The organism is Streptomyces kurssanovii (assembly GCF_040677245.1).
GTDB lineage: Bacteria > Actinomycetota > Actinomycetes > Streptomycetales > Streptomycetaceae > Streptomyces > Streptomyces kurssanovii.
The window spans coordinates 18,338-32,025 of the sequence record NZ_JBFAQK010000052.1 but is presented as its reverse complement, the minus strand read 5'-3'; the positions used below and the strand labels follow the sequence as shown (position 1 = coordinate 32,025).

Below are 13,688 nucleotides of genomic sequence, written 5' to 3'. Positions count from 1 at the left end.
CGACAGCGAAGGAACCGCCGAGTTCGTGCAGTTCGACCCCATTTCCCCCAGGGACCCGATGCGCGGACGCCGGGGATTCGCGTCCCCCCACTGCCCGGTAGGCGGCTCGAGGAAGAAGGAGCTCGCCTTCGTGGCGTCCCACCGTCGTCCCAAGCAGCCGAGCCGCACCCGCGTGACCGTGCTCACCGCGACCGCCGCAGCGGCCGTCGCCCTGACCGCCCAGACCGCCCAGGCCGACCCGAAGCCGAGCAAGAGCGAGGTCAAGGAGAAGGTCGACAAGCTCTACGAAGAGGCGGAGAAGGCCACCGAGAAGTACAACGGGGCCAAGGAGCAGCAGGAGAAGCTCGACGAGCAGATCGACGCGCTGCAGGACAAGGTCGCCCGCGGGCAGGACGAGCTCAACACCCTGAGGGACAGCCTGGGTTCGGTGGCCAGTGCGCAGTACCGCACCGGTGGCATCGACCCCTCCGTGCAGCTCTTCCTCTCCGGTGACCCGGACACCTACCTCGACAAGGCCTCCGCGCTGGACCAGCTCGGCGCCAAGCAGACCGAGGCGATCCAGGAGATCCAGTCCAAGCAGCGCACCCTCGCGCAGCAGCGCCAGGAGGCCCAGAGCAAGCTCGGCGACCTGGCCGAGACCCGCAAGACGCTCGGCGAGAAGAAGAAGGAGGTTCAGGGCAAGCTCGCGGAAGCGCAGCGGCTGCTGAACTCCCTCACCGCCGCCGAGCGCGCCGCGCTCGCCGCCGACGAGAGCCGCGCGAACCGCGCCAGCGCCCGTGTCGACCTCGGCCCGGCCGTGCCCGCCTCGCAGCGCGCGTCCGCCGCGTTCGCCGCCGCGCAGTCCCAGATAGGGAAGCCGTACGTCTACGGCGCGTCCGGCCCGAACTCCTTCGACTGCTCGGGCCTCACCTCCTGGGCGTTCGCCCAGGCCGGCGTCTCCATCCCGCGCACCTCGCAGGCGCAGGCCAACGCCGGCACCCGCATCTACTCGCAGAGCCAGCTGAAGCAGGGCGACCTGGTCATCTTCTACGGCGACCTGCACCACGTCGGCTTCTACGCGGGCAACGGCCAGGTGCTGCACGCCCCGCGCAGCGGCACCAACGTGCGCTACGAGTCGATCAACAACATGCCGTTCCAGTTCGGCGTACGTATCTGACGCACGGTCGGACGGACTGCCGGTCAGGCAGTCGGACGGATCGTTCGGCGGGTCCTCACACCCGCCCGAACGGGGGAATTCGTCCCTTTCATACTGACGCGACGCCCCGCCGGTGACCTGTGGTCTCCGGCGGGGCGTCACTCTTCGTGCCCGCCGGGGTCTTTGGTCACCTCGTGTTCACCCGGTTACTCTCTGCCGCGCATCGAACCCGGTTCCCCGGAAGTCCCGGTGAACCGCTGCGAACGTCATGCGGAAGGGAGCGCGGCACGTGGTGTCCCACCGCCGACCCTCACAACCCGGCCTCACACGGAGTGCCCGGGGCACCGTCCTGTCCGCCGCGGCGGCCACGGCCGCCGCCGCCCTCGGCGCCGGTGCCGCACCGGCCGGCGCCGAGCCGGGAACCGGCGCGGAGGCGACCCGGGCCAGGGTCGACCGGCTCTACCAGGAGGCCGAACGGGCCACGGAGCGCTTCAACGCCGCGGGTGAGCGCGTCGAGGAGCTCCACGAACAGGTCGGGCACGCGCAGGACAGGGTGGCCCGCGGCCAGGAACGGATCAACCGGATGCGCGAAGCACTCGGCTCCGTGGCAGGCGCCCAGTACCGCTCCGGCGGCATCGACCCGGCGCTGGCGCTGCTGCTCTCCCAGGACCCGGACGGCTACCTCGACGCGGCGGCGAGGCTGGACCGCATCACCGAACGCCACTCCGCCGCGCTGACCGACCTCCGCCGCGAGCAGCGCGACCTCGGCCAGGAGCGCAGGGAGGCCGCGCACGACCTGGCCGAACTGGAGCGCAGCAGAAGCGCCGTGGCCCGCCACAAGCGCACCGTGGAACGCAAGCTCGGCGAGGCCAGGCGTCTGCTGAACGCGCTGCCGGCCGAGGAACGGGAGGCGTACGACCGGTCCTCGCGCTCCGGCCGCGACGACCTGGCCGGCATGGCCGCACTGCCCGGTCTCCCCGCCGCCTCCCCGCATGCGGCGGCGGCCATGGCGGCGGCGCGCGGCGCGGTCGGCCGCCCCTATGTGTGGGGCGCCACCGGGCCCTCCGGCTTCGACTGCTCCGGCCTCGTGCAGTGGTCCTACGCCCAGGCGGGAGTGGGCCTCCCGCGCACCTCCCAGGCCCAGGCGCACGCGGGCACCCGCGTGCCCCTCTCGGCGGCCCGGCCGGGCGACATCGTCACGTACCGGAGCGACGCGAGCCATGTCGGGATGTACGTGGGGAACGGGCAGGTGGTCCACGCGCCGTATCCGGGGGCGGCGGTGCGGTACGACCCGGTGGGGATGATGCCGGTGTACGCGGTGACGCGGGTGTAGGTCGCGCCTGCGGCGGGTTTCTCCCCTCCCCGCCCCTTCCCGAACCGGGCTCCGCCCGGATCAGCCTCGGCGGGGCGGGCCGGGTCGTTCCGTTACGTACCATCGCAGGATGGCATCGCACGGGCGCGCGCAGCGCACAGCGGGGACGGCGCTCGCCGTGCTCGTGCTCGTCGGCGGGTGCGGTGGTATCGGCCCGGCGCCCGTGGACCCGGCCGTCGAGGAGATACAGCAGGCCCTGGACGTCCGGGCCGCCGCCGTGCTCGGCCACGACCGCGCCGGCTACCTCGCGTCGCTCGAGCCGGGCGCGACCGCTCTGCGGGCGGCGCAGGGCGAGGAGTTCGACAACCTCGCCGATGTGCCGCTGCACTCGTGGGGGTACCGGGTCAAGGGCGTTCGGCACCAGGACGGCAGGGCCGTCGCCGACACCGAACTGCGGTACCGGATAGCCGGCTACGACAGCGCGCCGATGACCGTCTCCCGGACCCTCGAGCTGTCCGAGCGCGACGGCCGCTGGTACGTGACCGCCGACCGCGCCGGCTCCGGCGCCCCGCAGCAGCTGTGGCAGCAGGGCGATGTGGAGGCCGTACGGGGCAGTCACAGCCTCGTCCTCGGCGTCGGACAGGACGAGAAGCGGCTGCGTGAGCTCGCCGCCGCCACCGACCGTGCCGTGCCCGCCGTGTCGGGCGCCTGGCCGTCGAAGTGGGCAGGCAGGGTGGTGGTGCTCGTACCGGACTCGGTGGAGGCCATGGGCAGGCTGCTGGGCACGCCGGCGGCGGGGTACCGGGGCATCGCGGCCGTGACGACCGGTGAGACGGGCGGCGCGAAGGACGGTTCGCCGGCGGACCGGGTCGTCGTGAACCCCGAGGCGTACGGGCTGCTCGGCGAGTTCGGGCAGCGGGTCGTGCTCACCCACGAGACCACCCATGTGGCGACCCGGGCGCACACGTCCGCCGCGACACCGATGTGGCTGTCGGAGGGCTTCGCGGACTGGGTCGCCTACCGCGGCACCGGACGTACCGCCGCGGAGGCCGCCCCCGAGCTGCAGGAAGCGGTCCGGGCAGGAGACGTGCCGGACGCGCTGCCGACGGACCGGGACTTCTCCTTCGACGGCGACGCGGACGCGCTGGCCAGGGCCTACGAGGGCGGCCGGCTCGCCTGCGACATGATCGCCGGCCGCTGGGGCGAGGCGAAGCTCACCGCGTTCTACCGGTCCGTCGGGGAGGGGCCGCGGCGGGAGGGCGCGATCGAGCGGGCGCTGGGCGAGGAGCTCGGCACCACACCGGAGGCCTTCACCGCGATGTGGCGGGACTTTCTTCGCGAGCAACTGGGCTGATCCGGGCGGCCGGCCGCGGCAGGGGAACCGTCTGCCGCCACAGCCGGCGGCAGGCCGTGACCGTCGCGGCCACCAGCAGCCCGTTGCGCAGGACGAGCAGCGCGATGCCGGACGGATCGCTCGCCACCACTTCCGCGAACCAGATGGGGAACTCCAGCACCGTCACCGCGGTGGCCGCCAGCACCAGCCACGCGGGGAGCGTCATCCGGCTGCCGGGGAACACCAGGCACACGGCGGCCAGGCCGACCAGCCACACCATGTACTGCGGGCTGATCACGCGGCTCGTGGTCGTGAACAGCAGCACCGCCGCGAAGGCGGCGTCGCACGGCGTGGACGGTCCGAACTCCCTCGCCCGGAGCCGCCACAGCACCAGCCAGCCCAGCGCGAGGACGGACAGGCCGAGGGCGACCGTACTGACCAGCGGGACGTACGGGCCGAGGAACTCGACGGACCCGTAGTTCAGCAGCACCTGCCCCTCCCAGCCGAAGTGCCGGGCGAAGTGGAAGACCAGGGCGCCCAGCGACTCGATCTCGGTACCCCGGTCGCGCTGGAACGTGAGGAAGGCCAGCCCGCCCGGCATCAGCGTGCACAGCAGCACGGTGACCGCCGCCGCCGTGGCCGCCGCGGCGCCCCAGGACCGGACCGTGGTGCGCCCCCGCGGAACACCCAGCAGGAGCAGCACCGGCCACACCTTCAGCACCGCGCCGAAGCCCGCCAGCGCCCCGAGCGTCCGCGGCCGGCGCACGCCCGCGAGGAGCGCGGCGACGGCGACGGCCGTGACCATCAGGTCGTAGCGGGCGTAGACCGTCGGGCCGAGCAGGGGAACGCCCACGACCCACACCCAGGTGCCCCGCCGTGCGGTGCCGCGCCGCTCCGCGTACCGCAGCAGGAGCAGGACGACCATGTCGCACACGAGAACGATGACGAAGAAGGCGGACGTGTAGTCGAGACCCGGCAGGAGACCGGGGGAGAGGATCGCGAGCGCGCCGGCGGGCGGGTACTGCCACGTCACGTCGTTCAGCGGGTACGTGCCGGTGCTCAGCACCTCGTACCAGCCCCGGTAGATCGCCGAGACGTCGCTGGTGACGTCGGGCCCGGGGAAGACGACGACCTTGAAGACGAACAGCAGCAGCGCGGTCCTGGTGAGCAACCACACCGCGAAGGGGAGGATCGTGCCTCGCGCGACCGCCGTCGGCATCGTGTCTCTTTCGTCGGTGGAGGAGCCGGGGGACGACTCGGGAGCTGTGACTGCCATCATGCCGTGGCGGTACCCGAACCGGTGGACCGGGCCGTTCGGTACTGTCGGCGACGATGCACAAGACCTTGATCGTGACCAACGACTTCCCGCCCAGGCCCGGCGGCATCCAGGCGTTCCTGCACAACATGGCGCTACGGCTGGACCCCGGACAACTCGTCGTCTACGCCTCCACATGGAAGCGCGGCCGGGAGGGGGCGGAGGCGACCGCGGCGTTCGACGCCGAGCAGCCCTTCACCGTCGTACGCGACCGTACGACGATGCTCCTGCCGACCCCGCGCGTCACCCGCACGGCCGCGCGCCTTCTGCGGGAACACGGCTGCGAGTCCGTGTGGTTCGGCGCGGCCGCACCGCTCGGACTGATGGCCCCTGCTCTGCGGCGCGCGGGCGCGCGGCGGCTGGTGGCCACGACGCACGGCCACGAGGCGGGATGGGCGCAGCTGCCCGCGTCCCGGCAGCTGCTGCGCCGTATCGGCGAGGGCACGGACACGATCACCTACCTCGGCGAGTACACCCGCTCACGCATCGCCACGGCACTGACGCCCGAGGCCGCGGACCGCATGGTCCAGCTGCCGCCCGGAGTCGACGAGAAGACCTTCCACCCCGGCTCCGGGGGCGACCTGGTCCGGCGACGGCTCGGCCTGAGCGACCGGCCCGTGGTGGTGTGCGTCTCACGCCTCGTGCCGCGCAAGGGTCAGGACACGCTGATCCGCGCCATGCCCGCGATCCTCGCGAAGGTGCCGGACGCGGTGCTGCTGATCGTCGGCGGCGGCCCGTACGAGAACGAGCTGCGGGGCCTCGCGGCGCAGACCGGGGTCGAGGGGTCGGTGCGCTTCACCGGCGCAGTGCCGTGGTCCGAGCTCCCCGCGCACTACGGCGCGGGTGATGTCTTCGCCATGCCCTGCCGGACCCGCAGGGGCGGCCTGGACGTCGAGGGCCTCGGCATCGTCTACCTGGAGGCGTCGGCGACCGGCCTGCCCGTCGTGGCGGGCGACTCGGGCGGCGCGCCGGACGCCGTGCTCGACGGCGAGACCGGCTGGGTCGTCCGCGGCGGCTCGGCGGAGGAGTCGGCCGAGCGCATCGTGCACCTGCTGGAGGACCCGGAGCTGCGGAAGCGGATGGGGGAGCGGGGCCGGGCCTGGGTCGAGGAGAAGTGGCGCTGGGACCTGCTGGCGGAGCGGCTGAAGGCGCTGCTCTGAGGTGTCGGGGCGGGGCGGCGGGCGTGGCCGCTGCGCGGGGCTCGTCCCCCACCCGCCCCTTCCCGCTGCATCGATGTGCGGCTCCGCCGCGTGGGGGCTCCGCCCGGACCCGTACCGCGCTTCGCGCGGTGCCCTCGATCTCCTCCTACGGCCCGGCGGCCGTGGGAGGTGCGCCCAGGCGGGCCGGCTTCGTCAGCCTCGCCGGGGAGCGGGGGTCCGGGGGCGAGCCCCCGAAACCGACCGTCAGGCGCGGTAGATCGCTTCGATCTCGTCCGCGAAGTCCTTCGCCACCACGTTCCGCTTGAGCTTCAGCGACGGCGTGATGTGTCCCGCCTCCTCCGTGAACTGCGCCGGCAGGATGCGGAACTTGCGTACCGACTCCGCCTTGGAGACCGCCGCGTTGCCGTCGTCGACGGCCTTCTGGATCTCCGCGCGCAGGTCCTCGTCGTCGCGCAGGGACGCCGCCGTGGAGCCGGCCGGCTTGCCGTTCTCCGCGGACCAGCGGCCGAGGAACTCCTCGTCGATGGTGACGAGCGCGCCGACGAACGGACGGCCGTCGCCGACGACCATGCACTCGGCGACGAGGGCGTGCCCGCGGATGCGGTCCTCGATCACCGCGGGGGCGACGTTCTTGCCGCCGGCGGTGACCAGGATCTCCTTCTTGCGGCCGGTGATCGCGAGGTAGCCGTCCTCGTCGAGGGTGCCGATGTCGCCCGTGTGGAACCAGCCGTCGGCCAGTGCGTCGGCCGTCGCGGTCTCGTTGTTCCAGTAGCCGGAGAAGATGTGCTCGCCGTGCAGCAGCACCTCGCCGTCGTCCGCGATCCGCACCACGGAGCCTGGCAGCGGCTGGCCGACCGTGCCGATCTTCTGGCGGTCCCACGGGTTGAACGCGGTCGCCGCGCACGACTCGGTGAGGCCGTAGCCCTCCAGCACGGTGAAGCCGATGCCGCGGAAGAAGTGGCCGAGCCGCTCGCCCAGCGGCGCGCCGCCGGAGACCGCGTACTCGCCGCGGCCGCCGAGGACGGCGCGGAGCTTGCTGTAGACGAGCTTGTCGAAGACCTTGTGCTTGAGCTTCAGGCCGACCGGCACGCCGCCGGGACCGCCCAGGGCGCGGCTGTAGGCGATGGCCGTGTTCGCGGCCTTGTCGAAGATCTTGCCCTTGCCGTCCGCCTGGGCCTTGGCCCGCGCGGAGTTGTAGACCTTCTCGAAGACCCGGGGCACACCGAGGATCAGCGTCGGCCGGAAGGAGGCCAGTTCGTCGGTGAGGTTCTTGATGTCCGGGACGCAGCCGAGCCTGATGGGCGCCATCACGGCCGCGATCTCGACCATGCGGCCGAAGACGTGCGCGGCGGGGAGGAACAGCAGTACGGAACTCTCGCCCGTACGGAACAGCGGCTTGAGGCGCTCGACCAGGTTGCCGCACTCCGCGAAGAAGGCGCGGTGGGTGAGCACACAGCCCTTGGGGCGCCCGGTGGTGCCGGAGGTGTAGACGATGGTCGCCGGGTCGTCGGCCTTGGCGGAGGCGCTGCGCTCGTCGACGGTCGCCTCGGAGATCTCCGCGCCGGCGGCGGTCAGTTCGTCGACCGCGCCCTTCTCGATCTGCCAGACGTTCCGCAGGGCCGGCAGCGACTCGCGCACGGACTCCACGGCGGCGGCGTGCGCGTCGCCCTCGACGATCACGGCGGCGGCACCGGAGTCACCGAGGATCCACTGCACCTGCTCCGCCGAACTGGTCTCGTAGACCGGCACGGTGACCGCGCCGGCGCTCCAGATCGCGAAGTCCAGCTGGACCCACTCGTAGCGGGTGCGGGACATCAGGCCGACCCGGTCGCCGGGCCGGATGCCGGCGGCGATCAGGCCCTTGGCGGCGGCCCGCACCTCGGCGAGGAACTGCGTCGCGGTGACGTCCGTCCATCTGCCGGCGACCTTGCGGCCCATCACCGCCACATCCGGGTGCTGCGCGGCATTGCGGCGGATGAGATCCGTCAGGTTGCCGTCCGTGGGGACCTCGTACAGGGCCGGAAGGCTGAACTCGCGCAAGACTGCTGCTCCTCATCGGGCGCCGGTGCCACGGCTCTGTGTGATGCACCGGCTGCGGTCCAAGATCGGGCAGGTGCTCGGTGGGGGTGAGCACGACTGGACTGCCCGGACGTTACCCACGAGTACACGGTTCCCGATAGGGGTTCCCGGCCATTGTTCTGTGCGTCACACATCGATGGCTGGACTTCGCGCAGAGTATTCCACTCTCCGTGCAGGACCCAAGTAACCGCAGGTAGGCCCCCTCTACCCAGTGCTCCCGACCCGTTCTAGGGTGATCGCCATGCGAGGCATGCGAGTCAACGTGGTCAGCGACGTACACGGCAATGCAAAAGATCTCGCCATTGCGGGCGACGGTGCCGATGCCCTGATCTGCCTCGGTGACCTGGTGCTTTTCCTGGACTACGCCGACCACTCACGCGGCATCTTCCCCGAACTGTTCGGCGTCGAGAACGCCGACATGATCGTGGAACTGCGCAACGCGCGGCGCTTCGACGAGGCCCGGGAGTTCGGACGCAGGCTCTGGGCGGAGCTCGAAGTCGACAGGGAAACCGCCATCGAGGCGGCCGTGCGGCGCCAGTACGCCGAGCTGTTCGCCGCCTTTCCCCATCCGACGTACGCCACCTACGGCAACGTCGACATCCCGTCCCTGTGGCACGAGTACGCCCGCCCCGGCACCACCGTCCTCGACGGCGAGCGGGTCGAGATCGGCGGCCGGGTCTTCGGCTTCGTCGGCGGCGGACTGCGCACCCCGATGCGCACGCCGTACGAGATCTCCGACGAGGAGTACGCCGCCAAGGTCGAGGCGATCGGCGAGGTCGACGTGCTCTGCTCGCACATCCCGCCCGACATCCCCGAGCTGACGTACGACACCGTCGCCCGCCGCTTCGAACGCGGCAGCCGCGCCCTGCTGGACGCGCTTCGGCGCACCCGGCCCCGGTACGCGCTCTTCGGTCATGTGCATCAGCCGCTCGTGCGCCGGATGCGGGTGGGCGCGACCGAGTGCGTCAACGTCGGTCACTTCGCGGCCGGCGGCCGCCCCTGGTCCCTGTCCTGGTGACCCGGGGCACGCACCGGACGGCCGTGCGGTCGCGATAGCCTGCACCCCACACACCTGCCCGGTCCGTACCGCACTGTGAGGAGCCGCAGAGATGGCGGAACACACCAGCTCGAGCATCACGATCGATGCGGCACCGGCCGAGGTCATGGGCGTCATCTCCGACTTCACCCGCTACCCCGAGTGGACCGGCGAGGTGAAGGAGGCGGAGGTGCTCGCCACCGACGCCGAGGGACGGGCCGAGCAGGTCCGCCTGGTGCTGGACGCCGGCGCGATCAAGGACGACCACACCCTCGCCTACACCTGGCACGGGGCCAACGAGGTCAGCTGGACCCTCGTGAAGTCCCAGATGCTGCGCGCGATCGACGGCTCCTACCGGCTCTCGCCGGTCGGCGGCGGCGACCGTACGGAGGTCACGTACCAGCTCACCGTCGACGTCAAGATCCCCATGCTCGGCATGATCAAGCGCAAGGCGGAGAAGGTCATCATCGACCGCGCCCTCGCCGGTCTGAAGAAGCGCGTCGAGAGCGGCGCAGGCGCCTGATGCGCAAGGTCCTCGTCACCGGCCTCGGCGGCGCGGGCCGCACCACCGTCGCCGCCGCCACGGCGCTCGCCGAGGCGGCACGCGGCAGGCGGGCGCTGTTCCTCTCCGCCGGTCCGGGCGACGTGCTCGGCGCACCCGTCACCGCCCTCCCCGAAGAGCCGGCCCGCGTCCGTGACGGCCTGTGGGCCGCGCGCATCGACGCCGGCTCCGACTTCCGCGCCGAGTTCCTCGACCTCCAGGAGCGTGCCTCCGCGGCGCTGGACCTGCTGGGCGCGGCCAGGCTCGAGGACGAGGAACTGACCCGGCTGCCCGGCAGCGAGCAGTTCGCCCTGCTGCGCGCGCTCACCGTCGCCTCGCGCGGCGGCTGGGACGTGGTCGTCGTCGACATGCCCCCGCTGCACGAGACGATCGCGCTGCTCGCGCTGCCGGAGGAACTGCGCCGCTATCTGCGCCGCCTCCTTCCGCAGGAACGCCAGGCCGCCCGCGCGCTGCGCCCCGTGCTCGCACAGCTCGCGGGAGTGCCGATGCCCGCCCGGTGGCTGTACGGGACCGCCGAACGCTGGGACACCGAACTGGCGGGTGTGCAGGCACTGATCGAGTCCGTGAACACCACCTTGCGGGTCGTCGCGGAGCCGGGCCCCCGGGCCGCCGCGGCCCTGCTCGAGGCCCGTGCCGGACTCGCCCTCCACGGGCTCGCCGTGGACACCCTCGTACCCAACCGGAACCTGCCGAGGGAACCGGCGGACCCCTGGCTCGCTCCTCTCGTCGCCCAGCAGGAGAAGTGCCTGCACGAGTGGTACGACGCCTGGCTTCCCAGCGCCTCCATATGCGAGGTCCCCCACCTCGGCCGGGACCCGCAGGGCCTCGAGGACCTCGCCCTGCTCGACACCCGCGCCGTCCGCACCGCCGCGGGCGGGGACGGGCACGGCGGCGACGGACTCGCCGTCGAAGGCGACCCGGACCGGGAAGGGCTCCGGGGAGGCATCGGCCGGATCGAGCCGTCCGCGACCGGCCCCGGCGCCCAGGACGCCCTCTACGTGTGGGAACTGGAGCTGCCCGGCGTCGTCAAGGAGCAGCTCTCCCTCGTCCGCCGTGGGGATGAACTCCTGATCGGTGCGGGGCCGTTCCGCAGGATCCTCCCGCTGCCCTCGGCGCTCCGCCGCTGCACGGTCGCCGGCGCGGGGCTCGCGGACGGCACGCTCAGGGTCCGCTTCACGCCGGACCCCGGGCTGTGGCCGCGGACACGCTGAACGACGTACCACCGTTCGGGTACCGTCAATAGCACACAACCCCTCGAAACGGCCCCCAGGAGTACGTCATGAGCGAAGCGACCGAGCGCCCCGACGCCGACGCCTGGGCCACGGCCTGCGAGGAGGACCTCCAGCAGGAGCGGGCCCGGCGCCGGGCCGAATACGGGCAGCCGCCCGGTTCCGCGGCGGAAGAACTGCGCAAGCTCTTCGACGTCGTGGCGGAGAAGGTCACCTCCTTCCAGTCGTCCCTGCCCGGTATGGCCGCGCAGAGCGCCGTCCAGCAGTTCGTGACCCAGGCGAAGGCCGCCGTCGAGCCGGTCATCGAACGAAACCCGCAGGTCTTCGACCATCTCGCGGCCGCCGGCGGCGAACTGCTCGCCGCCTACCGGTCCGCCGTCGAGGGTCAGGAACGCCGCTGGACGCAGCGCCCCGCGGGCTCCGAGGACGCCAAGGACAGCGACGACCCGCGCGACGAAGGCCCCGGCGGCAGCGAGCACATCGACCTGGACTGACCAGGGCATGCCCGCCCTCGGGTACGGTTGGCCTTAGCGGGGCTCGACCGAATACTGAGGGACACATGGGACTCACCATCGGCGTCGACATCGGCGGCACGAAGATCGCGGCGGGCGTGGTCGACGAAGAGGGCGCCATTCTCGAGACGCACACCGTGCCCACCCCGTCGACTCCCGAAGGCATCGTCGACGCGATCTGTGCTGCCGTCGCAGGAGCCGGCCAGGGCCACGAGATCGAGGCCGTCGGTATCGGAGCCGCCGGATACGTCGACGACAAGCGCGCCACGGTCCTCTTCGCGCCGAACATCGACTGGCGCCACGAGCCGCTCAAGGACAAGGTCGAACAGCGTGTCGGCCTTCCCGTCGTGGTCGAGAACGACGCCAACGCCGCCGCGTGGGGCGAATACCGCTTCGGCGCCGGCCAGGGCCACGAGGACGTCATCTGCATCACGCTCGGCACCGGCCTCGGCGGCGGCATCATCATCGGCAACAAGCTGCGCCGGGGACGGTTCGGCGTCGCCGCCGAGTTCGGGCACATCCGGGTCGTGCCCGACGGCCTCCTCTGCGGCTGCGGCAGCCAGGGCTGCTGGGAGCAGTACGCCTCCGGCCGCGCGCTCGTCCGCTACGCCAAGCAGCGCGCCAACGCCACACCGGAGAACGCGACGATCCTGCTCGGCCTCGGCGACGGCACCGTCGACGGCATCCAGGGCAAGCACATCAGCCAGGCCGCACGGCAGGGCTGCCCCGTCGCCGTCGACTCCTTCCGTGAGCTGGCCCGCTGGGCGGGAGCCGGTCTCGCGGACCTGGCCTCCCTCTTCGACCCGTCGGCGTTCATCGTCGGCGGCGGTGTCTCCGACGAGGGCGACCTCGTCCTCGACCCCATCCGCAAGTCCTTCCGCCGCTGGCTGATCGGCGGCCAGTGGCGCCCCCACGCCCAGGTGCTCGCCGCGCAACTGGGCGGCAAGGCGGGGCTGGTGGGCGCGGCGGACCTGGCACGCCAGGGCTGACCGCGGTATCCGTCTCCGGCAGGTGCCCGCCGCGCCCGCCGAAGGGCGCGGCCTTGTGGGCCGCGTCCTTCGGGAAGCGCGGCGGGCACCGTCGTATGTTGCTCCCATGGCGATCACCGCACTGCCCAAGTCCCGCACCGAGCCGGACGGTTCGGCCGTGGTCCGGGTCCTCGGCTACAACATCCGCTCCATGCGCGACGACGAGGAGGCGCTGGCCCGGGTGATCCGGGCCTGCGAACCCGACCTGGTGTTCGTCCAGGAAGCGCCGCGCTTCTTCCGCTGGCGCAAGCACGCGGCGCGGCTCGCCGCGAAGACGGACCTGGTGATGCTGTCCGGCGGCGCGACGGCGGCGGGCCCGATGCTGCTGTGCTCGCTGCGGGCCACGGTGGAACGCACCGAGGACATCCTGCTGCCGCGCACCCCGGGCCTGCACCGGCGCGGCCTCGCCACGGCCGTCGTCCGCTTCGCGGGTGCGCGGCTGGGACTGATCAGCTGCCATCTGAGCCTGGCCGCCGACGAGCGTCTCGCCCAGGCGGGACTGCTGCTGGAGCGGCTGAAGGCGATGGACGTGCCGCACGCCGTCGTCGCCGGGGACCTCAACGAACGGCCCGGCGGCCGGGCCTTCAGCCGCTTGGCGGGGGAGCTCCAGGACTGCTGGGCGGTGGCCCCGTGGGGCGGTGAGTTCACGTCCACGGCGGCGGGGCCGCACCAGCGGATCGACGCGGTCTTCGCGACGGACGGGGTGGAGGTGCTGGGGTGCGGGGTGCCGGGTCTTCCCACCGCGGACCTGCGGGCGGCCTCCGACCACCTCCCGGTCCTGGCGGCCCTCCGCGTCCCCACGACGGGCTGACGCCTGCGGCGGGCCGTTCCCCACCCCGCCCCTTCCCGAAACCGGGGGCTCTGCCCCCGGACCCCCGCGCCTCAAACGCCGGCGAGGCTGATTTCGCGGAGCGAAATCCAGCCCGCCTGGGGGCACCTCCCACGGCCGCCAGGCCGTAGGGGGAGATTGAGGGCACCGCGCGAAGC

12 protein-coding genes are annotated in these 13,688 nt (G+C 72.6%); 10 read left to right on the top strand and 2 right to left on the bottom strand.

What is annotated here, in order from left to right; translation table 11 throughout:
- The first annotated feature begins 130 nt into the window (after positions 1-130).
- From AB0K36_RS27195 to AB0K36_RS27185, 3 genes are all read left to right on the top strand, one after another.
- Entirely contained in the window at positions 131-1,156 is a 1,026-nt protein-coding gene (locus AB0K36_RS27195; protein ID WP_364599395.1) for a C40 family peptidase, read from the top strand.
- 268 nt (positions 1,157-1,424) lie between these two features.
- Entirely contained in the window at positions 1,425-2,468 is a 1,044-nt protein-coding gene (locus tag AB0K36_RS27190) for a C40 family peptidase (RefSeq protein ID WP_364599393.1), read from the top strand.
- 109 nt (positions 2,469-2,577) lie between these two features.
- Positions 2,578-3,801: a hypothetical protein gene (locus AB0K36_RS27185; RefSeq protein WP_364599391.1), complete on the top strand. Its 1,224-nt coding sequence runs from the start codon at positions 2,578-2,580 to the stop codon at positions 3,799-3,801.
- On the opposite strand, the gene AB0K36_RS27180 is transcribed toward AB0K36_RS27185, so the two are convergent.
- Positions 3,758-4,999 (bottom strand): glycosyltransferase 87 family protein, encoded by a 1,242-nt coding sequence (locus tag AB0K36_RS27180; RefSeq protein ID WP_364599422.1) that lies wholly within the window; start codon positions 4,997-4,999, stop codon positions 3,758-3,760. The two genes, AB0K36_RS27185 and AB0K36_RS27180, sit on opposite strands and share 44 nt — an antisense overlap.
- Before the next feature lie 113 nt (positions 5,000-5,112).
- Between AB0K36_RS27180 and AB0K36_RS27175 the strand changes: the two genes are divergently transcribed.
- Positions 5,113-6,255 (top strand): glycosyltransferase family 4 protein, encoded by a 1,143-nt coding sequence (locus tag AB0K36_RS27175; protein WP_364599389.1) that lies wholly within the window; start codon positions 5,113-5,115, stop codon positions 6,253-6,255.
- A gap of 243 nt (positions 6,256-6,498) precedes the next feature.
- Here the strand turns inward: AB0K36_RS27175 and AB0K36_RS27170 are convergent, their stop codons facing one another.
- A complete protein-coding gene (locus AB0K36_RS27170) occupies positions 6,499-8,295 on the bottom strand; it encodes an AMP-dependent synthetase/ligase (RefSeq protein WP_364599387.1) in 1,797 nt (598 codons plus the stop codon).
- Between the two features lie 289 nt (positions 8,296-8,584).
- Here AB0K36_RS27170 and AB0K36_RS27165 point away from each other — a divergent pair, with 289 nt between their 5' ends.
- The 6 genes from AB0K36_RS27165 to AB0K36_RS27140 all read left to right on the top strand — a co-directional run bounded on the left by AB0K36_RS27165 (position 8,585) and on the right by AB0K36_RS27140 (position 13,512).
- Positions 8,585-9,352, top strand: a complete 768-nt coding sequence (locus tag AB0K36_RS27165) for a metallophosphoesterase family protein (RefSeq protein ID WP_364599420.1) — start codon at positions 8,585-8,587, stop codon at positions 9,350-9,352.
- A gap of 91 nt (positions 9,353-9,443) precedes the next feature.
- Entirely contained in the window at positions 9,444-9,893 is a 450-nt protein-coding gene (locus tag AB0K36_RS27160; RefSeq protein WP_005318605.1) for an SRPBCC family protein, read from the top strand.
- Positions 9,893-11,143, top strand: a complete 1,251-nt coding sequence (locus tag AB0K36_RS27155) for an ArsA family ATPase (protein WP_364599385.1) — start codon at positions 9,893-9,895, stop codon at positions 11,141-11,143. Before AB0K36_RS27160 ends, AB0K36_RS27155 begins: the two co-directional genes overlap by 1 nt.
- 68 nt (positions 11,144-11,211) lie before the next feature.
- Positions 11,212-11,655: a DUF5304 domain-containing protein gene (locus AB0K36_RS27150; protein ID WP_364599383.1), complete on the top strand. Its 444-nt coding sequence runs from the start codon at positions 11,212-11,214 to the stop codon at positions 11,653-11,655.
- Positions 11,656-11,720: 65 nt separating this feature from the next.
- Positions 11,721-12,662: an ROK family glucokinase gene (locus AB0K36_RS27145; RefSeq protein ID WP_189475561.1), complete on the top strand. Its 942-nt coding sequence runs from the start codon at positions 11,721-11,723 to the stop codon at positions 12,660-12,662.
- Positions 12,663-12,768: 106 nt separating this feature from the next.
- Positions 12,769-13,512 (top strand): endonuclease/exonuclease/phosphatase family protein, encoded by a 744-nt coding sequence (locus tag AB0K36_RS27140; protein ID WP_364599381.1) that lies wholly within the window; start codon positions 12,769-12,771, stop codon positions 13,510-13,512.
- The last annotated feature ends 176 nt before the right edge of the window (positions 13,513-13,688 follow it).

Bases quoted from the DNA above. Each gene is read 5' to 3' on its own strand.
- AB0K36_RS27185 (WP_364599391.1), top strand. From the start codon at position 2,578: ATGGCATCGCACGGGCGCGCGCAGCGCACAGCGGGGACGGCGCTCGCC.
- AB0K36_RS27180 (WP_364599422.1), bottom strand. From the start codon at position 4,999: ATGCCGACGGCGGTCGCGCGAGGCACGATCCTCCCCTTCGCGGTGTGG.
- AB0K36_RS27175 (WP_364599389.1), top strand. From the start codon at position 5,113: ATGCACAAGACCTTGATCGTGACCAACGACTTCCCGCCCAGGCCCGGC.
- AB0K36_RS27165 (WP_364599420.1), top strand. From the start codon at position 8,585: ATGCGAGTCAACGTGGTCAGCGACGTACACGGCAATGCAAAAGATCTC.
- AB0K36_RS27160 (WP_005318605.1), top strand. From the start codon at position 9,444: ATGGCGGAACACACCAGCTCGAGCATCACGATCGATGCGGCACCGGCC.
- AB0K36_RS27155 (WP_364599385.1), top strand. From the start codon at position 9,893: ATGCGCAAGGTCCTCGTCACCGGCCTCGGCGGCGCGGGCCGCACCACC.
- AB0K36_RS27150 (WP_364599383.1), top strand. From the start codon at position 11,212: ATGAGCGAAGCGACCGAGCGCCCCGACGCCGACGCCTGGGCCACGGCC.
- AB0K36_RS27145 (WP_189475561.1), top strand. From the start codon at position 11,721: ATGGGACTCACCATCGGCGTCGACATCGGCGGCACGAAGATCGCGGCG.
- AB0K36_RS27140 (WP_364599381.1), top strand. From the start codon at position 12,769: ATGGCGATCACCGCACTGCCCAAGTCCCGCACCGAGCCGGACGGTTCG.